This is a genomic window from Cupriavidus pauculus, from assembly GCF_022179805.1.
Classification (GTDB): domain Bacteria; phylum Pseudomonadota; class Gammaproteobacteria; order Burkholderiales; family Burkholderiaceae; genus Cupriavidus; species Cupriavidus pauculus_E.
The window spans coordinates 115,531-135,423 of record NZ_BPUO01000003.1 but is presented as its reverse complement, the minus strand read 5'-3'; the positions used below and the strand labels follow the sequence as shown (position 1 = coordinate 135,423).

Sequence of the window (19,893 nt, the reverse complement as noted above, 5' to 3'; positions counted from 1 at the left end):
GCGTGATGGATGCGGCGCTCTCCCGCTCAGGCTGCGGCGGGCTCGCCTTCCATGCGATGCAGCCAGGCCAGCAGTTCGGCCACGGCCACATAGAGCTGCGGGGGAATCTGGCTGTCCAGATCTACCTGCATCAGCAGGTTCACCAGCGCGGGGGAACCATGTACATAGACGCCGGCATCGCGGGCGCGCGTGATGATGGCCTCGGCGGACATGCCGTAGCCCTTGGCCACCACGCGCGGCGCGTTGTCGCTGGACTGGTAGGAGAGGGCGACGGCGGCGCCGCGATCGGACGGGTTGTCGCTCATGCTGGCAGGGCGATGACGGTGGGCGTCGACGGGGTGTCCTGCGTCGACACGTTCAGGTTCAGCAGCGCGATGCCGCGTGCATCGAGCTGGCTGCGGAAGTCGGCGCGGCCCTGGATCAGGCGCGCGGCGGCGTCGCTGTCGGCAGCCACCAGGCGCGCTTCGAGCCCCTGCGCGCCGAGCGTCAGCACGGCATCGACGCTGCCAAGCTGCGGCAGGTTCAGGCGCAGCCGGGTGCTCCAGGTGGCGGCCTCCGGCGTGGTGCCACCGGCTTCGCGGTCGTAGTCGCGCGTGATTTCCCAGTCCACGGGCATGCCGGGCCAGGCGTCGATGGTGGCGCGGAACTGCTGCGATGCCAGCAGTTCAAGCTGCTGACGCACCACGCCTTCGCTGGACGGATGGATGGGCGGGCCCCGGTCAGGCTGCGCTTGCGTGGCGCTGCTATCTGGCGCATTCCAGCTCGCGACGATGGCGGCGTGCTGGGCGCGGGCAACATGGTGGCCTTCCTGCGAAATCTCGGCCGTGACCTGGTACGCATGCGCGGCCGCGCTGGCATGTGCCGCGAGCCGCTGTTCGGCGGCGGGGCTCTGCGGCGTCTGCGGCTGGAGCGCGGCGGCGTTACTGGCGGCTGGCTGCGCGTTGGCGGCCTGCGGCTGGCCATGCGCTGCCTGCGCGGGAATTCCGGTGGAAAGCGGATAGATGACCGGCCGCGTCAGTTCGGCCAGGATCGTGGCGCTGGGCGGCGGCAGCGCGCCCGGTGCGGCCGGGCCGCCGTAGGGCAGCAGGGCGGCCGGTGCGGGCGCGGCGGGCTGGGCCTGCGGCTGCGCCGATGGTGCCGGCATTTGCGTCGGCGACTGGGCCGGATTGCGCAATGCGGCCTGTGGCTCCTGCAGCAACTCGGACAGCGGACGCTGCCCCATCACCCACTGGGTGACGTGCGATTCGTAGAACAGGCCGCTCTGGTCGACAAAGCGCGCCAGCGCACTGGCCAGGTCCTGGGTCGCGGCGGGATTTCCAGTTGGCGAAGCCGCCAGCAGCGGCGTCGCGGGACGCGCGGGCGCGGCACTGCCGCCTTCGAACAGGTCGAGAATGGCCTTGGCGGCAAAGCTCAGTGTTTCACGCGTGGAGCCGGGCTGTCCGGCCAGGCGCGGATCCGTGCCGCCTGGGCCGAGGGCGTTGGGCTGGCGTGCCTGTGCGGCCTCGCCGGTGGACGTCTGTACGTTGCCCTGCGATACCTCGGGCACCGGCATCAGCGCGGCGAGCTTGTCGATTGCCAGCGCGGGACGCGAAAGCTGCGGGTCCGGTGCCTGCTGCGGAATCAGGCTGGAAGGAATCTGGATGCCGGTCATTGACGCGTGTCAGGGCAGTAAAACGTCGGTGATACGCGTGGCGGCAACCTGTGCGCGGCGCAGCGCGCGGTTCAGGCGCCGTAGGCGGCGGACAGTTCGAGCTTGCGGCGCGAGTTGTTGAGCAGGTTGCCCAGTTCGGCCAGGCGCGGCATGGTCAGGTCGCGGATCCGGGCATCGTACGCCAGGATGCGTTCCAGCAACTGAAAGCGGCGCAGGCGCTCGTTGTCGTTGAAGGGCGCGCTGTGGTCGAGCAGGCGCAGGCGATCCACCTCGGCCATGTAGACCTTCTGCAGATCGGTCAGCGCATCCCAGTTGGACGCGCGCGCGGCGTCGAGCATCTGCTCGGACAGTACCAGCAGCTCTTCATAGCTGCGCACGATGGGGGACATGGCAAACATCATCAGTTGTCCTGCAAGACGGGTTGGGACTCCACGGCCGACTCCGGCGCGGGTGCATCGGGGTCGATGGCTGCCCAGGCCGAGGCAAGATTCTCGAGCAGGGCGTCCACTTCATTGAGCAATTCCACGTCGCTGCGCAGGTTGGCCAGCATCAGGCGACGCGTCATGTATTCGTACAGCGATTCGAGGTTGGCGGAGATTTCTCCGCCCGCCTCGTGGTCCAGCACCGCGCGCAGGCCGTTGTCGATGATGTTGATGGCCTTGGAGATGGCATTGCCGCGCGCTTCGAGCTCGTTGTTCTCCAGATGGAACTTGGCCCGGGCAATGGCCGAACGCGCGCCGTCGTACAGCATCACGATCAGCTTGTGCGGGCTGGCACTCATGACCCCGGTCTGGACTCCGACCTGGGCATAGGCGTTGATACCTTGGCGCGCGAACATGGCTTGACTCCGGTTGGTTACTTCTTGGTGCTGGTGCCGTTCAGGGCGCTGAACTGCTGCGTCAGGTAGCTGCTGGTCTGGTTCATCTGCGAGATCAGCAGGTCGAGCTGCGTGAACTGCGCGCGGTAGCGGTCCATCGTGGCCGTGATCTGGGTCTGCGTGGCGTCGTAGCGCTTTTCCAGGTCTTTCAGCGTGGCGGTGATGCCGTCGGTAGCCGCGGACAGCGCGCCGCCGGTGGCGTTCAGCGAGTCGTTATAGTCGGTGATGTTCTTGCCGATGCCGGCATTGCCGTTCACGCCCGCGAACACCGCCTTCAGCTTGTCGATGTTGCCGGTGATCGCCTTGTTCAGCTTGTCGTCGTTGACCTTCAGCGCACCCGAGTTGGTGCTGTCGATCGAGAACTCCACGCCGATGTCCGACAGCGTGATCGAGCCGCCGTTGCCGTCCGACATCGGCGTGTTCAGCATCGAACGCATGCGCGACTGGATGTTGCGCAGCGTGCTGTCGCCGTTCAGCGCGGCCTTGGTCTCGGCGTCGGTGTCGAAGGCGGTCAGCGTCTTGGCGGCCGTCAGCACGTTGTTGTAGGCGGCCACGAAGCCGCTGACGGCGGTCTTGATCGACGCCGTATCCAGCTTCATGTCCAGGCTGGTCGTGCCAAGGCTCTTCAGGTTCAGCGTCACGCCCTGGGCGGCTTCGGAGATTGTGTTGCTCTGGCTCGTGACGGCGATGTTGTTGATCGTCAGCGCGGCGTTGGCGGCCTTGACCTTTTCCGAGCTGCCGTTCGGCTGTACGGCCACCGTCGGATCGTAGGCGACGACGTCGCTCACGGCGCTGTCGCTGGCCGTCACGCGGAAGCCCGACTTCGTGCCGGTCTGGTCCGACGTCAGCACGATGCGGTTGCCGGTGCCGTCGTTGATGATGCTGGCCGTCACGCCGACGCCAGCCTTGTTGATCGAGTCGCGGATGCCTTGCAGCGAGGTGTCCGAGCCGATGGTCACGGTCTTGGTGCTGGTCGGCGTGCCGCCGCTGCCCAGGTTCTCGCCCAGATCGAACGTGATGGTGCCGCCGCCGATGGCTGCCTTCTGGTCGGCCACCTGCTTCGAGACCACGCTCTGCGCCGAAGCCAGCGCGGTAACGTTGACCGTGTACGTGCCGGCCACCGCGGTGGCGTCGTTGGTGGCGGACAGCACGCTGTCGCTGCCCACCGATGCGGTCACGGCGCTGTACGTCTGCGCGTTGGCCAGCGTCTTGGCGGCCGCCGCGTAGGCGTCGAGCACGCTCTTGATGGTGCCGTAGCCGCTCAGCTTGGTCTGGTAGCTCTTGGCTTGCGTGTTGATCACGTCAAGCCGGGTGTTCTCGCTGGCTTCCAGCTTGTCGAGCAGGTCTTGCAGGTCGAGGTTGGAACCAACGCCGATGTTCGAGATCGAGGCCATGTTTTTTTACCTGTTGTTGTTGTGCTTCAACTGACTTGGTACGTGAAATCAGACTGCGTGGCTGACGAACAGCCCCTGGAGCTTGTCGATGGCCCGCGCAAAGCGCAGTACCTCTTCGCTCGGCAACTGGCGGATCAGTTCGCCGGTGTCCTTGTCGATCACCTTGGTGATCACGCGATGGGTGTCTTCGTCGATCTCGAACCGCAGGCCGATCGAGGTGGTCTTCAGTACGTCGACCAGTTCGTTCACGGCGGCGGTCATGTCCGGCGAAGCGTCGGGCGGCAACTGGCTGGCACCGGACGTGGCCGGGTAGGCGGCGCCAGCGCGCACGACGGACGCCGCCACCGGCTGGGCCGGGGCGGCGCTGTTGACCGTTGCGTCGGCGATGAAGCGTGCCGCCGGCAAGGAAACGGGAGTGGAAGATGCCATGATCAGCTCCGTCCGGTAGGGCAAGGTTGAAATGCTTTGGAGGCAGTGGACTGCCTCCAAAACACTCCGGCAAAAAAACCGGGCCTTGCGGCCCGGCTTCTTTGCGGTGTTGCGATTAACGCAGCAGCGACAGCACGTTTTGCGTGGTTTGGTTCGCTTGCGACAGAACCGACGTACCAGCTTGTTGCAGGATGTTCGCGCGGGTCATGTTCGACACTTCCGTTGCGTAGTCTGCGTCTTCGATACGCGAACGCGAGGCCGACAGGTTGTTGATCGTCGTGCTCAGGTTGTTGATCGCGGATTCGAAGCGGTTTTGCACAGCACCCAGCGAGGAGCGCAGCGAGTCAACCGAAGCCAGGGCCTTGTCCAGCGTTGCCAGCGGGTTGGCCGTAGCAGCGTTGGTGAAGCTCGACGACGTCGTGGCGGCGGTCAGAGCAACCACACCGGTCGTCGTGTTCAGCGTGCCCGACGACGAGTCAACAGCCATGTACACCGGCTTCGTTTCGTCGATGTTCTTGCCGTTCAGGGCAGCGATGTCGGCAGCCGCGGTCGGCGTGGTCAGCGTAACTTGCATGAACAGCTTGCCGTTGGCGTCCTTCACCAGCGAAGCGGTAGCGCCGGTGTTGGTCGACACGCCCAGGGCGGTGCGCAGGGCAGCCGTCGTGTTGGCGGTCGTTGCGTCAGCAGCGCCCGTTGCGCCAGCGCCGAACACGTCGGTCACGGCCTTGTCGCCAGCGGTCACGGCGGTCACGGCGCCTTGCGGGCCGTTCACGTTGTAACCCAGGGCGCCCAGGGTCTTCGAGGTGATTTGTTGCAGGTTGATCGAGATCGATTCCGAGTCGTTGGCACCAACTTGGATCGTCATTTGTTGGTTCTTGGCCAGAACCTTCACGCCGTTGAACTGGGTCTGAGCCGACACGCGGTCGATTTCAGCCAGACGTTGCGTAATTTCGTCCTGGATCGACTTCAGGTCCGACTGCGAGTTCGTGCCGTTGGCGGCTTGCACCGACAGTTCACGGACACGTTGCAGGTTGTTGTTGACTTCGGTCAGCGCGCCTTCGGTCGTTTGAGCGATCGAGATACCGTCGTTGGCGTTACGCGAAGCTTGCGTCAGGCCCTTGATGTTGGCGGTGAAGCGGTTGGCGATGGCTTGGCCAGCTGCATCGTCCTTGGCGCTGTTGATGCGCAGGCCCGACGACAGACGCTGGATCGCGCTGTTCAGCGAAGCTTGCGACGTGTTCAGGTTGCTCTGCGTTTGCAGCGACAGAATGTTGGTGTTGATGACTTGCGCCATGGTACGACTCCTATATGCAATGTTGTAGGCATTCCGGCGGGTGCCGTAACGTTGGCTGCCTGCAGTGCAGGGCGTAGAGTGCCTCCGTTGCAAAGGTTATCGACCGTGGGTAGGAAGACTTTAGAGTGATCTTTGCGCGAGTTGCGGGCGTAGCCCGATCTGGTGTATGGCCTCCGGCCGGCCGCATGGCGGCGGCGGGTGCCCTGGGGTGTGACGCTATATATATAGGAGCACCGTGGGGTGCGGCGGCCGGGCTGGCCGGCCGCGCGGCGCCGTTCAGCGGCGCTTGCGGGTGCGCGGGATGAAAAGACGCACGAAGTCCGGCGACCCTTCCGCGTCCAGCATCGCCATGTCGTCGTTCGACGCGTGGGCCGGTGTGACCACCGTGATGGCGCGCTTGTAGATCAGCGTCGGGGTGGGATCCTCCGCGGACCGCCCGAGCAGGATCATGTAATTGTCCGACGCCAGCACGATGCCGTTCAGCCGCGTGCCATTCGACAGGTGCACGATCACCGCGGAGCGGCTGGAACTGTGCGCGGCGAATTGCAGTTGCTGCAGCTTTCTGCTGGGTCTGGGAGCCTTGATTTCCTTCTTCACAACTTCTCCGGAAGAGCCCGCGAGGGTTCTGGCGGCTGACAACGGTCCGTGGATCGGAAACTTCAGAATACGTCGCTCTAAAAGTGACGCCCAATGCAGCCCGATCCCGGCGAGAATTGAAACATTCGCTCTCGGAACCGGCGCAGGGACATGGCGACATGATCGCGGCAGACAGGCGTTTCGGTCGAGCGAACCACGCTGCCCAGCTGCCGAATGGATTCGACGCTGCCAGGAGAGAAGGGGAATACTTCAGGCCGGAGAGTAACAAAGTTTTACAAGCATTGACGAAGGCCCGGCATGGCTGGGCCTAGAGGAATTGCTCTACTTATTTTGTTGCTGGGTAATTGTGATTCGTGTAGCACATTCGATAATTCGACGACTCCCGGAAACCGACTGTTGCTCCACATCCCGCGCCAGCTAAAGGTTTCCGGCAATCGTCCGTAATTCATCGATACGCTTAAAAGTGATATTACCGATCACTTTTGGCAAACGAGTGCGTCATGCGTTACACCCGCCATGAGGGAAATCCCTGATAGAAGCACGATTTACACCTCATGTAAGCCGGGTTTATATTCCCGGTTCGGGTCCGGGTACAGCCGGGCCCTGTAAAGCAGTCCTGAAAGCCTACGAGCACCCCGCGCGTGGGCTTCTTTTTTTTTGAGCCCGCGTCCTTCGCTGACGACCGGGTCTTGCCAGGTCCGTCGCGACCCGCCGGTTTGCGGTGGGTTCGAAGTGCACGGATGGCATTAGACGCCATGCGCTGCCCCACCAATTAGTGGAAGAGCAGCGACTTTCCCCCCCTTTTCATTTTTTCGCTCAAGGCTTCAGTTCCACTGCCGATAGCCCGGCCGTGCGACCCCCGTTTTCGGGTGGACGCAGCTCGTACAAAACAACCGGACTAATCGAAAGGTACGAACAGATGGGCTTGCGGAAAATGGGTATTGGCGCGCGGATGTCGCTGGCGTTTGCCGTGGTGGTGGTATTGCTGGCGGTCGTGGCCACGGTGGGGGTCAGGGCGCTGGGCGGCATGAACGACGCCATGCATCAGGCCGTGGAGCAGCGGCTGCTGCGGGTGATGGACATCAAGCAGGCCAAGGAACAGGTGCTGACCATCGGCATCCTGGTGCGTGACGCGGCGCTGACCGAGGACCCGGCCATGGCCGAGCAGAACGCCGAGAAGATCGGCAAGCTGCGCGAGCAGGTCAGCGCCACGCTGGAGTCGCTGGGCAAGGTCATGGCGGCATCGGCCAGCCCGGATTCCAAGGCCAAGTTCGACGAATTGGTTCAAGTGCGCGCCAACTACAACGGCCAGCTCGACCTGGTGCTGCAGCAACTGCGCAGCAGCGCTTTCGATGGCGCGCGTGCCGGCCTGGTGGTGACGCTGCCGGCCGCACAGGCTGCCTACTTCGAGAAGCTCGACGCCGTGGCGGAAATGGGCCGCAAGATGGCCATGGTCGCCACCGAGGAGGCCGCGCAGCACTATGTATTCACGCGCAACCTGCTGATCGGCATGTCCGTGGCGGCCGCCGTGATTGCCACGCTGCTCGGCATCGGCCTGACCCGCTCGGTCACGCGTCCGGCCAACCAGGCACTGGATGCCGCCGAAGCGCTGGCGCAGGGCCAGTTGAGCCACGCCATCCACGTGCGCAGCCAGGACGAAATGGGCCGCATGCTTGGGGCGCTTGAGCGCGCGTTCGGCCAACTGGGCATGCTGGTGCGCGGCATCCAGCAGACCGCCGGTTCGATCGACACCGCCGCCCGCGAGATTGCCAGCGGCAATACCGACCTGTCGCAACGCACGGAAGAGCAGGCCGCGTCGCTGGAACAGACCGCCGCGTCGATGGAGCAACTGACGTCGACCGTGCGCCAGAACGCCGAGAACGCGCGTCAGGCCAACCAGCTTGCCGTGACCGCATCGGACGTGGCGACCGAGGGGGGCCGCGTGGTGCGCAGCGTGGTGGACACCATGGAAGGCATCTCGAAGTCGTCGGCCCGCGTGTCGGAAATCATCGGCGTGATCGAGGGCATTGCCTTCCAGACCAACATCCTGGCGCTGAACGCCGCCGTGGAAGCGGCGCGCGCCGGCGAGCAGGGGCGCGGCTTCAGCGTGGTGGCGGCCGAGGTGCGCAGCCTGGCGCAGCGGTCGTCGTCGGCGGCCAAGGAGATCGGCGAACTGATCAACGGGTCGGCGCGCCAGGTCCAGGACGGCGCGAAGCAGGTGGAGGTGGCCGGCAAGACGATGGACGACATCGTCAATGCCGTACGCCGCGTGACCGACATCATGGGCGAGATCTCGTCGGCCAGTGAAGAACAGACCGCCGGCATCGAGCAGGTCAGCCTGGCCATCACCCAGATGGAAAGCGTGACCCAGCAGAACGCCGCGCTGGTGGAAGAAGCCAGCGCCGCTGCCGAGAGCCTGATGCAGCAAGCGGGCGGACTGGTGACCGAAGTGGCGCGTTTCGAGCTGGGGCAGGGCGGCATGGCGGTTGTGGAAGCCGCCAGGCCGGTGCGCCAGGTCGCCGCGAGGCCGGCTCCGGTGGCGGCACTGGCCGCGCCGGCCAAGGTGACGAAGGCGGCAAAGGTGGCAGCCATCCCCGCCAAGCCGGTCAAGCCCGCTCCGGCGGTCAAGCCGGTCAAGGCTGCCAAGGCCGCCGCACCGCAGCCGGCTTCGGTCCGCGTGGCGGCCGTTCCCGCCGCGGCGCGTCCGCCGGTCCAACGCAAGACCAAGGCAGAGCCGGTACTGTCGCGCCAGGCCGCCAAGCCCGCGGCGCCGCGCGCCCCGGTCTCGCACCAGCGCAAGGAGCCCGTGCTGGCCACGCCGGCACGCCGCCGTCCCGCAGCCGCCCCGACGCCGTCCACGGCCGACAGCGGCGACTGGGAAACCTTCTGATCGGGTGATCTGTTGAATCTCCGGCGTCCGGCCTAAGTGTGGACGTCGGCGCGGAGGGTCTCCGGACCCGTCGCGCGCCGGATCGCCGGCAGTAGCCAGCAAGCTTCGAGTGACTTTTGTGTCGCTTTTTCGCGTCGACGCGGCGCTGCTGAAAGGTAATCGACAAGCAGGGTTTTCAGCAGTCGCCTAAAATGGCCGCTCTCCTCCATCGACAGAAGAGCAGCCAGGTCCGTTCGGGCCGACATCTGCCAGCCAGGCTACACAATGTCCGCAGCGCCTTCCTCCCGGCTTTCTCCTGACGCACCGCCCGCCGACGTGCCCGTCATGCAGGTCATCTTCGGCCTGATGCTGGCCATCCTGCTGGGTGCGCTCGAACAGTCGATCGTGGCCGTGGTGCTGCCTGACATCGCGCTGCAGCTCAATGGCTTCGAGGACATGGCGTGGGTGATTTCCGCCTACCTCGTGGCGTCCACCGTGGTGACGCCCATCTACGGCAAGCTGTCTGACGTGCTGGGCCGCCGCTCGGTGCTGACCTTCTCGATCGTGCTGTTCCTGCTGGCGTCGATTGCCTGCGCGATGGCCACGACCATGCCGATGCTGATCGTCGCGCGCATCCTCCAGGGGCTGGGCGGCGGCGGACTGATTTCGGTGTCGCAGGCCACCATTGCCGACGTGGTGCCGCTGCGCGAGCGCGGCAAGTACCAGGGCTATGTCAGTGGCGTGTGGGCCGTGGCCAGCATGGCCGGCCCGGTCATCGGCGGCTATCTGGCGCACTTTCTGTCGTGGCGCTGGATTTTCTGGATCAACATTCCGCTGTCGCTGCTGGCATTGGTGGTGGTTCGCCGCGCGCTGCGCCACCTGCCGGTCAGCGGGCGGCGGCACAAGATCGACTACCTGGGCGCGCTGCTGTTCGGCGGCGGCCTGTCCGGCGTGCTGGTGTTCCTGACCCGGCTGGGGCAGGGCCATTCGCCGCTTGAACCCCAGACCATCGGCCTGCTGGCCGCCGGGCTGGTGGGCCTGGCGCTGTTCATCTGGCAGGAGCGCCGTGCCACCGACCCCGTGATTCCGCTGGGAATGCTCGCCGTGCCGACCGTGGCCATCTGCTGCCTGACGCTGTTCCTGTGCTTCTTCCAGTTGATTGCCATGTCAGTGCTGCTGCCGCTGCGCTTTCAGGTGGTGGGTGGCGCGCATGCCGACACGGCCGCGCTGCGGCTGGTGCCGCTGACGCTGGCGATTCCGTTCGGCGCGTATATCTCCGGACGGCTGATGTCGTGGAGTGGCCGCTACAAGCCGTTGCAGATGACCGGTTGCCTGGTGGCGCCGCTTGCCATCGTGGCGCTGGCCTTTACGCCGCCGCAGTCGGTGACGTTGGCGGCCGTGGTGATGGTCGTGCTGGGCCTGTCGATCGGCCTGCAACTGCCCAGCGGCCTGGTGGCGACGCAAAACTCCGTGCCGCCCCAGCAGGTGGGCATCGCCACCGCGCTGACCGCGTTCTCGCGGCTGCTCGGCGGTGCCGTGGGCGTGGCCGTGCTGACCACGGTGCTGATCGCGCTGCTGCGCCACAGTGGCGTGGCCTTGTCGGATACGGGCGGTGGCGAGGACGTGCTGATGAGCATGTTCCGCCGCGCGATGTCGGTGGGCGACCAGGGCGATGCCGCCGCCGTGCGCGTGGCCGCCGAGCGTGCGTTCCGCGTGCTGTTCCTGATGAGCGCCGCCGTGTCGCTGATCGCGCCGTTCTTCGTGGCGCGCCTGGAAGAGACGACGCTGCGCGGCAGCGCGGCACCGGCGCCCAGCGCGGCAGCCGAATAAGCGAAGACGCTCAGCCGGCGTCGCTGTTGGCGGGCCGCGCCACGCGCCGCCGGGCACGCGCGGCCAGACCGGGGCCGAGCGCCCAGCGCAGCGTCGGCGCCAGGCCACGCATGCCGGCCAGTGCCAGCGAACGACGCAGCGACGGCCGATGCAGTCCCAGCATCTGGCGCGTCCAAGGGGGTAGCAGCGCGGCGCCGGCATCGGTCATGGTACGCACGGCCGGCACCAGCAGCTGATTGGCTACCGGCATCGCCATCACCAGGCGCACCACTTCGCGCGTGCGCTCGCTGTTGACCAGATGCGGCCGCTGCGCATCGAGATAAGCGTCCACCTGTGCGCGCGAGCGCGGCACGTCGGGCGCGCCGAGCAATGCCGCCACCGTGGCCTCTTCGTCGAAATACCGGTCCTGTTCCGCCACGGACAGCGGTCCCACATAGCGCAGGTAGCCGGCCATGAAGCTCGATACCTCGGCCACATGCACCCATGTCAACAGATCGGGATCGTCGGCGGCGTAGGGTTGGCCGTCCGGAGCGGTGCCCTTGATCGACGCATGGATGCGGCGCACGCGTTCGATCAGCCGCGTGGCATCGGCACGGCTGCCATAGGTGGTGCCGGCGATGAACTGCGCGGTGCGTCCCAGGCGGCCCTGCATGTCGGTGCGGAACGTGGAATGGTCCCACACGCCGGCCAATGCGCGAGGATGCAGCGCCTGCAGCAGCAGCGCGCTGACGCCGCCGGCCAGCATCGCCGGGAAATCGGCGTGCACGCGCCAGCAGACCGCATCGGGGCCAAACAGGCCGGGATCGCCAGGCGGATTGTCGTAGTCGAGCGTCAGCCCGGAATTACTGCGCGTAAGTGCGCGTACCTGGTCGCCGGCGCGGCTGCGCAGGCGCCGCAGCAGCGGGCCGCTGGTCGCGCCCGCGGGCGCGCGGTGGGTGGGATCGGGCGAGGCGGACAAGGGGAAAGAAAAAAGCGGGTGTATGGATGGCGTCTCGCCAAGCATACACCCGCATTCCGTGGACGCCGGGGCGTCAGTCGTAGCGCAGGTCCGTGGCCTTGCCCCAGAACACGCGGTAGGCATAGGCCGTGTAGCCCAGGATTGTGGGCAGCACCACGGCGGCGCCCACCAGGATCACCATCAGCGATTCCGGCGCGCTGGCGGCCTGCCAGATGTCGATGCGGTCCACCACCAAGTACGGGAACAGGCTGTAGGCCAGGCCGTTGAACGCCAGCAGGAAGATCACGGCCGTGCCCGCGAACGGCACCCAGCACCAGCGGTCGTTGCCGGTGTCGTGCAGGTTCCGCATGCGGCGCAGGAACCGTTCGATCGCCACGAACAGGCCCATCGTCAGCAACGGGATCGGCGCCAGCATGATGATGTTGGGCAGCGCGAACCATTTGTCGAAGATACGCGTGCTGACCATCGGCGTCACCACCGAGATCGCGGCCACGCCGGCCGCCGTGAGCCACAGGCTGCGGCGCGCCCAGTAGATGGCGCGCAACTGCAGGCTGCCCGTGGTCTTCATGATCAGCCAGCTGGCGCCCAGCAGGCAGTAGCCGGCCACCAGGCACAGGCCAACCGCCACGGCGAACAGCAGGTTCGGCAGGTCGTAGCGGAAGCCCGTGATGTACAGCCCCAGCATCAGGCCCTGCGAGAAGCTGGCCAGCAGCGACCCCGCGTAGAACGCAAAATTCCACCAGGGCTTGTGCGGGTCGCGCGCCTTCACCCGGAAGTCGAAGGCCACACCACGGATGATCAGGCCGGCCAGCATCAATGCCACGGGCAGGTAGAGGTTCGTCAGGATCACGCCATGCGCCAGCGGAAACGCCGTAAGCAGCAGGCCCACGCCAAGCACCAGCCAGGTTTCGTTGGCGTCCCAGAACGGTCCGATCGACGCGATCATCGTGTCCTTGTCGGCATCGTCCGCACGGCGCAGCAGAACGCCCACGCCCAGGTCGTAGCCGTCCAGGATCACGTAGATCAGCATCGCCAGGCCCATCAGCGCAAGGAACACCAGCGGCATCCAGCCGGCCGGCTGGCTCAGGTCATGAATCGTGGCCGGGTTCATTGTGCGCTCCTGGGTTGGCCGATGACGGGTTGCGGCATTTCGGTGGGGGCGCCGGGCTTGCCGGCCTTGCGCGCCAGGTGGAACACCACCGAGATGTAGGCGACGATCAGCATCAGATATAGCGACAGGTACATGGCCAGCGTGGAGCCGATCATCGTGGCTGGCACCTTCGACGCGGCCTGCGCGGTGGTCAGCACGCCATAGACCAGGTAGGGCTGGCGGCCGATCTCGGTGACATACCATCCTGCCACCAGCGCGATCCAGCCAGAGAACGTCATCGCCACCAGTACGCGGGCCAGCCACGGCGCGGGCGCGCCCTGCCGGCGGATCTGCCAGGTACCGAGCCACGACACGGCCAGCATCAGCAGGCCCACGCCCACCATGATGCGGAAGGCAAAGAACAGTGGCGTCACGGGCGGATGCCGGTCGGCAAACGCGTCGATGCCTTTGATTTCACCGTCGGCCTTGTGTGTCAGGTAGATCGACGCGAGCTTGGGAATGGCAATTTCAAACTTGTTCGATTGGGTCGTGGCATCAGGGATGCCGAACAGCACGGCCGGCGCGCCTTTCTCGGTCTTCCAGATGCCTTCCATGGCGGCGATCTTGGCGGGCTGATGGTGCAGCGTGTTCAGGCCGTGCAGGTCTCCAGCCACGATCTGCAGCGGAATCAGCATCGCCGCCAGCATCACGCCGGTGCGCAGCGAATGCATGACTTCACGGGCACGGTCGTTGCGCAACCAGCGATAGGCCGAGATACCGGCCAGCAGGAAGGCTACGGTCAGGCCCGATGCCAGCAGCATGTGCACGAGCCGGTAGGGGAACGACGGGTTGAAGATCACCTCGATCCAACTCGTGACATGCGCACGGCCGTCGATCATCTCGAAGCCGGCCGGGGTTTGCATCCACGAGTTCAACGCCAGGATCCAGAACGCCGACAGCGTGGTGCCGCCCGCCACCAGCAGCGTGGCGATGGTGTGCGTGCGATTGCTGACGCGCCGCATGCCGAACAGCATGATGCCCAGGAACGTGGCCTCCAGGAAGAACGCCGTCAGCACTTCGTAGGCCAGCAGCGGACCCGCGATATTGCCTACGGTCTCCATGTAGCCAGGCCAGTTGGTGCCGAACTGGAAGCTCATGGTGATGCCGCTGACCACGCCCAGCGCGAACGTCAGCGCGAAGATCTTGACCCAGACGCGATACGCGTCCATCCAGCTTTCATCGCCGGTCTTGTTGTAGCGCAGCTTGAAGAACAGCAACACCCAGCCAAGCGAGATGCTGATGGTGGGAAACAGGATGTGGAACGTGATATTCGCGGCGAACTGGATGCGCGCCAGTATCACCGGATCGACACTTGCAAACACGGGTTACTCCTTGCGGGGGCGGGCAGACTTTGCGGGGGATTTGCTGCTGGCGGCCTTGGCGGTTTTCTCCGCCTTATTGTCCTTACTGGCCTTTGCAGCACCACCGAGGCCGATGGCGCTGGTCAGCCGGTCCTTGACGTCCAGCAGCTTGGTGACGCGCGAGCCCAGGCGCATCAGTTTTTCGAGCGTGGCGACGTCGAGCTTCTGCATGTCGCCAAACCATGTGGTGACCAGCAGGATCAGCCCGTACATTTCCTTCATGCGGGCCTGCGCGTGCCGGTCTTCGTCGGACAGCGGCGTTTCCAGCTGGACTTCGCGCAGCATCGACAACGTGGGATCGATCTCGCGCCGGCGCCGTTCCTCGGCCAGCGTGCGGAAGATGGCCCAGACATCGTCAGGCGCGGAGAAGTATTCGCGGCGGTCACCCGGCTGGTGCGACAGCTTCACCAGGTTCCAGGACTCCAGTTCCTTGAGCCCGATACTGACGTTGGACCGCGAGAAACCAAGCGATTCCGCGATCTCGTCGGCGTTGAGGGGGCGCGCCGCAGTGAAAAGAAGGGCATAAATCTGACCAACCGTCCGGTTGATCCCCCAGCGGCTGCCCATCTCACCGAAGTGGAGGACAAAGCGCTGGATCAGGGGCGAGAGCTGCATTGTCTTTTTGAACTTTCAGAAATTTGTGAAAGTTTAAAACAAAACTGAGATGAGTGTGAGGGAGTGTGTTGGGGTGTGACGGGGTGTCGCAGGGAGGGCGAAGTGCGCTTGTCACGTCTCTGTCACGCCTCGTAGTTCCTGGGTCTTCCCACCAATTTCGAGACGTGACAGCAAGACACAAGGTCAGGCCGAGAAAGCGGCGCCCAGACTCTTGTCCTTCACCAAACTCGCCAGCGCTTTGTCGACGGCGATAACCCCCGGCGAGTCTGCGACATCGTTGCGGGTCACAAAGACGGTACGTCCGGGCGGAAACCAGGCGTCCTGGCGTATCCGCCTGACCATGTTCAGCTTTGCGTAGTGTCGTACGGCGCTTTCCGGCGCGATGGTCAGATGGTGACTTCTGGCCACCATACAGAGATTGGTGTGGAACGAAGAGGATTCCACTACCGGCTGCGGGGGCACGAGACCGGCACTAAGAAACGGCGCCTCGAAAAGCGTTCGCGTTTGTGCGCCGCGCGGCGTGACAATCCAGTCTTGCTCGCACAGGTCGGCCAACTGGATGGCGCGCTTGCGTGCCACTGGGTTATCCATGGCACAGGCAATGGCAAGGCATTCTTCCCAAAGCGGCGTGACTCGCATCTGGCGCGTGGCCTGCACGTCGAGGCTGCGGCTGACGCGCCCGACTATGCAGTCGACTTCTCCACGCTCGAGCATGCCAAACAGGCCGTCGACCGTAGATTCCTGGATCACCAGACGCGGGCAGTTGGGCTCCGAAGCCATCTTCGCGAGCAGCATAGGCAGTGCTTCAACGCCGACTAGAGGCAGGATGCCAAGCCGAACCACTGGCACCGGAGCCGTGATTTCAATTGCCTCGATTGCAGCAGCCAGCGCATTGAGCGCAACCCGTAATCGCCTGAGCGCAATTTGGCCTGCTTGCGTGAGAACTGCGCCGCGAGTGGTGCGGGCGACCAATTCACGCTCGAATGCCGATTCGAGTTCGTGGAGCATCTTCGTGGCAGCCGGCTGGCTCAGAGAGAGTTGAGCCGCCGCGCCGGACAGCGAACCATGCTCATCCACGAGTTCAAGGAACCGTAGATGCCGAATGCGTAATCGGTCGATTCTTGCGGCAAGAGGCACTTTGCGTTTGTGTGGCGTACTGTCGCTCATATCAAAACGTGATGACCTGATAATGACTTAATAATTTACAGGAAAGAGCGGCGCTCCCACAATCGACCCCAGAAGTTCATACAACGAGAAGGAGACAAGGCCCGTGCGCAAGACAGTCAATACGATGGTCAGATTCAGCCTGGCGATCGCCATAGCCGGTGTGTGCAATGCCACCGCGTCATATGCAGCGGCGGCATCTGCCGAGCCCGCCTTTCCTACACGGCCGATTCGGCTGATTGTTCCGTACGCAGCGGGCGGTGGCCCCGACGTGCAGGCGCGCAAACTGGCCGAAGTCCTGGCACGGGAGTTGGGGCAAGCGCTAGTAGTGGAAAACAAGGTGGGCGCCGGTGGCATTCTGGCGGCCGAGGTCGTCGCGCAGCAGCCTGCGGACGGCTATACGCTGATGATTGGCGCTTCCACGCATGTGACACAGAAATTGCTGCAGCCGTCGGTCAAGTTCGATCCGATGACCAGCTTCACACACATCATCCGTACGGGCTTCAGTCCTCAGATCATGTTGGTGAAAAGCAGTGCCCCGTATCGTACGGTCGCGGATGTCGTGAAGGCTGCGGCCAATCACCCGGGAGCGCTCAACTACGCATCGGGAGGCATCGGTAGTGCGGCGCACCTCGCTGGTGCAGCGTTCGCCAACGCAGCCGGAGTCCAGCTCGTGCATGTGCCATACAAAGGATCGGTCGAAATCGTACCGTCACTGATCCGCGGTGATACGGCGGTTGGATTTCCCGTCGTATCGACTGCCATCCCGCAATTGCAGAATCGGAGTGTGAGGGCGCTGGCAGTGACCTCGGCTGGCCGGCTCGCGAGCTTGCCTGACGTGCCTACGCTTGGCGAGGCACTCGGGCGCAAGGATTTAGCGTTGGATTCCTGGAGCGGCATTTGGGCCCCCAAAGGCGTGCCGCCGGAAGTTGTCGCGCGCCTGAATGTCGCCTTCCAGAAGGCGCTCAACGATCCTGGTGTGCGCGACTTCTACCAGAAGGCTGGAACGGTCATTGACCCCACATCGTCGCCACAAGCGTTCGACCGCTTTATTGCGGATGAAACGACCAAGTACCGGCAAATAGTCGAACAGAGTCACATCGCGCTTCAGTGAGCCCAACATGAAAACAGCAGATCAATCCTTTGCTCCGCTTAGCGGCGTGCGCGTGCTCGATTTCTCGCACGTTATTGCCGGGCCGCTGGCGACGTTTTATTTGGCGCAGCTTGGGGCTACGGTCCTGAAGATGGAAAACGCCAACGGCGGCGACGTGATGCGTCGCTCCGAGAAAGGCCGGCAAGGCTTTGTCGCACTGAATGCTGGAAAAGAAAGCCATACCGTCGATCTCGGGAATGAGGTGGATCATGCCCGGGCGCTGGCGCTGGCATCGTCCTGCGATGTAGTAGTCGACAACCTTCGCCCAGGCGTGCTGGAGCGGTTCGGCCTCGGCTTTGAGGCCATTCGGAAGGTAAATCCGAGGGTGGTGTATTGCACGATTTCGGGTTATGGGCGTAGTAGTGCAGACGTCGCCAGTCGGCCCGCGTACGACCATGTGATCCAGGCCGCTACTGGGATGGCCTTTATGGCTGGCACCGAGAACGATCCACCGATCAAGACGGGCTTTCCTGTGGTCGACGCAGCAACCGCGATGCAGGCCGCGCTGGCAATACTGGCTGGTCTGCGCGAGCGGGACCGCAACAACTGTGCCGTGCAACTGGACGTCTCGATGACTGGCGCAGCAATGCAGCTCATGTATTCCTTTGCCTGCGAAGCGCTCACCAACGGCACATCTCCTGCACGGGTGGGCAATCAAGGGTATTCGGGTAGCCCGGCCGCGGATTTCTTCTCTACCCAGGACGGCTGGATCGCCCTGGGTGCCAACACACCGCGTCAATTGATCAGGCTTCTGGAGGTGCTGGACCTCGTGCATGTGGCATCTGATCCGGCGTTCTTCGTCGAACCATTGGATCAAGATTCACCGGCGTCTTTCGTGCGTTCCGTGGATCCCGAACGGCTGAAGGCAGTTCTTGCTGGCCGCCTGAAGTCCATGACGGCAGAGCACCTTGAAGCGCAACTCGCTCTTTGCGGCGTGCCTGCTGCAAAAGTGCAAAAGCTTGGCGAGTTTGCGACGGAGTCGATGCGCCGAGAACACATGTCGACCGTGGTGCTGCAAGGCGAAGACGCCACTGTGATCTCACCTGGGCTCGGCTTTGGTGTCCGCACGTTTCAGTGAGGTCCAGGTGCTGTGATTGACGGCGCAGTCCGGGCGTAGTTGGTCGTACGCAGGGATTCGTTCAAGGCATCGTGCCTTGCTAGCGCTCGTAAGCCGGGTCATCGGTCAGTGTGGCATGGCCCGGCGACGCCTCATCACCCCCAATTGAACTGGTAGCAAGTGCCGAACCGGCGCAATCCGTGCGTCGGATGGCCCTTGTTCGCCTGTTCACCGTCAATTTTGCTGTGCGCGGATCGGGCAATCGCGCAGAGCAGCGCACCCACTACACAGACGAAATCAATATCCAACAAGAAAGGAAGGCAGTAGCGTGGCTGATAGAACAGGCGCAAAAGGGATAGCCAGGATTGTCACGGCACTAGCGGCCGCAAGCTGGTGCGGGGCAGCAGGTGCCATGACGGTGCAGTTGTTCGGCGTTGTCGACGCGTCGCTCGAGTACGCCAAGGGATCGCAAGGGGTGGTGCGGATGCGGGATGGCCAGCAGGCGGCATCGCGCTGGGGCATGCGCGGAATTGAAGATATCGGCGGTGGCACGAAAGCGAATTTCCTCATCGAGTCGGGCATCAACGTCGATACCGGGAGCGAATTCTTCGGTAATGGTCGCCTCTTTGGGCGGCAATCCTGGTTAGGGCTGTCGAACGAAAGCTGGGGTGAACTGCGGCTGGGTCGGCAGTACACGCCGTCGTTCTACGCATTGCTGCGCTTGGATCCTTTCCTGCTGAATGGCCAGGTATCACCGTTCAATCTGCTCAGCGGGACTGCGTCACAAGGCTTGGGACACGTTGCCTATGGATCGCGCTTCGACAACGCCATCCAGTATTTCTCGCCGACCTGGGGTGGCGTGTCGTTTGGCGCGGCCGTGGCACCGGGTGAAGTTCCAGGAGCGCCTCGCTCCGGCACAAATTTCGGCATGAACTTGACCTACGAGGGCGACAGGGCCTATGCCTTCTATAGTTACCAAGGCATGTACACGGGCGCAAACCTGCCACAAGTGGCAACGGCCTTGACGTCAAATCACTTTCTCGGTGGGTCGTATCGCATTCAACCGGTAGAAGTTGGCGTCCTTCTCGCTAGCGCTAGCAGCCGCTTGCCCAACACTCGCGTGGCGCGGCACTACGGCGTCACGTTGAACTGGTTGGTCACCGCAAAAGATACGTTCAAGGCCGTAGCGTTAAAACGTCAGGTGCTTGGGGGAGGCGAGCGCCCATGGTCAATGACGATTGGCTGGGATCACGATCTAAGCAAGCGAACCACGGCGTACCTACGAATGGTCTACGTCCACAACAGTCCCGGTGGTAGCACCAGCATCAACAGCATCGCAATCGAGCCGGGGAGCGGCGACGATGCGCGATCAGTAAGTGTGGGGTTGCGACATAGATTCTAGGCTCCAAAGGCCCTTGATTTCTAGACGTCAGGTTTCCCATGCACTGTGAGATGGGACACCGGACCCGGGGCAGTTCTAGTCCTGTTCGGACT

18 protein-coding genes are annotated in these 19,893 nt (G+C 64.1%); 5 read left to right on the top strand and 13 right to left on the bottom strand.

All coding sequences use genetic code 11. The annotated features are described in order from the left end of the window. Positions 1 to 26: 26 nt before the first annotated feature. The 8 genes from MFF62_RS06765 to MFF62_RS06730 form a co-directional block, all read right to left on the bottom strand. Entirely contained in the window at positions 27 to 305 is a 279-nt protein-coding gene (locus MFF62_RS06765; protein ID WP_238261476.1) for an EscU/YscU/HrcU family type III secretion system export apparatus switch protein, read from the bottom strand. Next, positions 302 to 1,651, bottom strand: a complete 1,350-nt coding sequence (gene fliK, locus MFF62_RS06760; RefSeq protein WP_238261474.1) for a flagellar hook-length control protein FliK — start codon at positions 1,649 to 1,651, stop codon at positions 302 to 304. The genes MFF62_RS06765 and fliK overlap by 4 nt, the downstream gene beginning before the upstream one ends. A 71-nt stretch (positions 1,652 to 1,722) precedes the next feature. Next, a complete protein-coding gene (locus MFF62_RS06755) occupies positions 1,723 to 2,052 on the bottom strand; it encodes a flagellar protein FliT (RefSeq protein ID WP_238261471.1) in 330 nt (109 codons plus the stop codon). Then, entirely contained in the window at positions 2,052 to 2,489 is a 438-nt protein-coding gene (gene fliS, locus MFF62_RS06750) for a flagellar export chaperone FliS (protein WP_238261469.1), read from the bottom strand. Before fliS ends, MFF62_RS06755 begins: the two co-directional genes overlap by 1 nt. Before the next feature lie 17 nt (positions 2,490 to 2,506). Then, a complete protein-coding gene (fliD, locus tag MFF62_RS06745; protein ID WP_238261467.1) occupies positions 2,507 to 3,922 on the bottom strand; it encodes a flagellar filament capping protein FliD in 1,416 nt (471 codons plus the stop codon). 48 nt (positions 3,923 to 3,970) lie between these two features. Further along, positions 3,971 to 4,351 carry a flagellar protein FlaG gene (locus tag MFF62_RS06740; RefSeq protein WP_238261465.1) on the bottom strand — a complete coding sequence of 127 codons (381 nt, stop codon included), beginning with the start codon at positions 4,349 to 4,351 and terminating at the stop codon, positions 3,971 to 3,973. A 115-nt stretch (positions 4,352 to 4,466) separates the two neighbouring features. Next, a complete protein-coding gene (locus tag MFF62_RS06735; RefSeq protein ID WP_238261463.1) occupies positions 4,467 to 5,645 on the bottom strand; it encodes a FliC/FljB family flagellin in 1,179 nt (392 codons plus the stop codon). A 276-nt stretch (positions 5,646 to 5,921) separates the two neighbouring features. Next, positions 5,922 to 6,242, bottom strand: coding sequence for an RNA chaperone Hfq (locus MFF62_RS06730; RefSeq protein ID WP_238261462.1), 321 nt, complete (start codon positions 6,240 to 6,242; stop codon positions 5,922 to 5,924). Positions 6,243 to 7,161: 919 nt separating this feature from the next. Between MFF62_RS06730 and MFF62_RS06725 the strand changes: the two genes are divergently transcribed. Together MFF62_RS06725 and MFF62_RS06720 are read left to right on the top strand one after the other, a co-directional pair. Next, positions 7,162 to 9,132, top strand: coding sequence for a methyl-accepting chemotaxis protein (locus tag MFF62_RS06725; RefSeq protein ID WP_238261460.1), 1,971 nt, complete (start codon positions 7,162 to 7,164; stop codon positions 9,130 to 9,132). A 264-nt stretch (positions 9,133 to 9,396) separates the two neighbouring features. Then, positions 9,397 to 10,941: an MDR family MFS transporter gene (locus MFF62_RS06720; RefSeq protein WP_238261458.1), complete on the top strand. Its 1,545-nt coding sequence runs from the start codon at positions 9,397 to 9,399 to the stop codon at positions 10,939 to 10,941. A gap of 10 nt (positions 10,942 to 10,951) precedes the next feature. Here the strand turns inward: MFF62_RS06720 and MFF62_RS06715 are convergent, their stop codons facing one another. The 5 genes from MFF62_RS06715 to MFF62_RS06695 all read right to left on the bottom strand — a co-directional run bounded on the left by MFF62_RS06715 (position 10,952) and on the right by MFF62_RS06695 (position 16,192). Beyond that, positions 10,952 to 11,899 carry an oxygenase MpaB family protein gene (locus MFF62_RS06715; protein WP_238261456.1) on the bottom strand — a complete coding sequence of 316 codons (948 nt, stop codon included), beginning with the start codon at positions 11,897 to 11,899 and terminating at the stop codon, positions 10,952 to 10,954. A gap of 73 nt (positions 11,900 to 11,972) precedes the next feature. Beyond that, the gene (locus MFF62_RS06710) at positions 11,973 to 13,010 is read right to left on the bottom strand and encodes a cytochrome d ubiquinol oxidase subunit II (protein WP_238261454.1); all 1,038 of its coding nucleotides are present in this window, start codon (positions 13,008 to 13,010) and stop codon (positions 11,973 to 11,975) included. Further along, positions 13,007 to 14,371 carry a cytochrome ubiquinol oxidase subunit I gene (locus MFF62_RS06705; protein WP_238261452.1) on the bottom strand — a complete coding sequence of 455 codons (1,365 nt, stop codon included), beginning with the start codon at positions 14,369 to 14,371 and terminating at the stop codon, positions 13,007 to 13,009. The genes MFF62_RS06710 and MFF62_RS06705 overlap by 4 nt, the downstream gene beginning before the upstream one ends. Positions 14,372 to 14,374: 3 nt before the next feature. Then, positions 14,375 to 15,025, bottom strand: a complete 651-nt coding sequence (locus MFF62_RS06700) for a GbsR/MarR family transcriptional regulator (protein ID WP_238261450.1) — start codon at positions 15,023 to 15,025, stop codon at positions 14,375 to 14,377. A 183-nt stretch (positions 15,026 to 15,208) separates the two neighbouring features. Next, entirely contained in the window at positions 15,209 to 16,192 is a 984-nt protein-coding gene (locus tag MFF62_RS06695) for a LysR family transcriptional regulator (protein WP_238261448.1), read from the bottom strand. Positions 16,193 to 16,316: 124 nt separating this feature from the next. Here MFF62_RS06695 and MFF62_RS06690 point away from each other — a divergent pair, with 124 nt between their 5' ends. From MFF62_RS06690 to MFF62_RS06680, 3 genes are all read left to right on the top strand, one after another. After that, positions 16,317 to 17,303, top strand: a complete 987-nt coding sequence (locus tag MFF62_RS06690) for a tripartite tricarboxylate transporter substrate binding protein (RefSeq protein ID WP_238262161.1) — start codon at positions 16,317 to 16,319, stop codon at positions 17,301 to 17,303. Between the two features lie 7 nt (positions 17,304 to 17,310). Beyond that, a complete protein-coding gene (locus MFF62_RS06685; RefSeq protein WP_238261446.1) occupies positions 17,311 to 18,420 on the top strand; it encodes a CoA transferase in 1,110 nt (369 codons plus the stop codon). Positions 18,421 to 18,754: 334 nt separating this feature from the next. Further along, complete coding sequence (locus MFF62_RS06680; protein ID WP_404990701.1) at positions 18,755 to 19,801, top strand: porin; 1,047 nt, start codon at positions 18,755 to 18,757, stop codon at positions 19,799 to 19,801. The last annotated feature ends 92 nt before the right edge of the window (positions 19,802 to 19,893 follow it).

Excerpts from the sequence above, each read along its gene's own strand:
- MFF62_RS06735 (WP_238261463.1), bottom strand. The coding sequence starts at position 5,645 with ATGGCGCAAGTCATCAACACCAACATTCTGTCGCTGCAAACGCAGAGC.
- MFF62_RS06695 (WP_238261448.1), bottom strand. The coding sequence starts at position 16,192 with ATGAGCGACAGTACGCCACACAAACGCAAAGTGCCTCTTGCCGCAAGA.
- MFF62_RS06740 (WP_238261465.1), bottom strand. The coding sequence starts at position 4,351 with ATGGCATCTTCCACTCCCGTTTCCTTGCCGGCGGCACGCTTCATCGCC.
- MFF62_RS06690 (WP_238262161.1), top strand. The coding sequence starts at position 16,317 with ATGGTCAGATTCAGCCTGGCGATCGCCATAGCCGGTGTGTGCAATGCC.
- fliK (WP_238261474.1), bottom strand. The coding sequence starts at position 1,651 with ATGACCGGCATCCAGATTCCTTCCAGCCTGATTCCGCAGCAGGCACCG.
- fliS (WP_238261469.1), bottom strand. The coding sequence starts at position 2,489 with ATGTTCGCGCGCCAAGGTATCAACGCCTATGCCCAGGTCGGAGTCCAG.
- MFF62_RS06700 (WP_238261450.1), bottom strand. The coding sequence starts at position 15,025 with ATGCAGCTCTCGCCCCTGATCCAGCGCTTTGTCCTCCACTTCGGTGAG.
- fliD (WP_238261467.1), bottom strand. The coding sequence starts at position 3,922 with ATGGCCTCGATCTCGAACATCGGCGTTGGTTCCAACCTCGACCTGCAA.
- MFF62_RS06685 (WP_238261446.1), top strand. The coding sequence starts at position 17,311 with ATGAAAACAGCAGATCAATCCTTTGCTCCGCTTAGCGGCGTGCGCGTG.
- MFF62_RS06725 (WP_238261460.1), top strand. The coding sequence starts at position 7,162 with ATGGGCTTGCGGAAAATGGGTATTGGCGCGCGGATGTCGCTGGCGTTT.
- MFF62_RS06755 (WP_238261471.1), bottom strand. The coding sequence starts at position 2,052 with ATGATGTTTGCCATGTCCCCCATCGTGCGCAGCTATGAAGAGCTGCTG.
- MFF62_RS06765 (WP_238261476.1), bottom strand. The coding sequence starts at position 305 with ATGAGCGACAACCCGTCCGATCGCGGCGCCGCCGTCGCCCTCTCCTAC.
- MFF62_RS06720 (WP_238261458.1), top strand. The coding sequence starts at position 9,397 with ATGTCCGCAGCGCCTTCCTCCCGGCTTTCTCCTGACGCACCGCCCGCC.
- MFF62_RS06710 (WP_238261454.1), bottom strand. The coding sequence starts at position 13,010 with ATGAACCCGGCCACGATTCATGACCTGAGCCAGCCGGCCGGCTGGATG.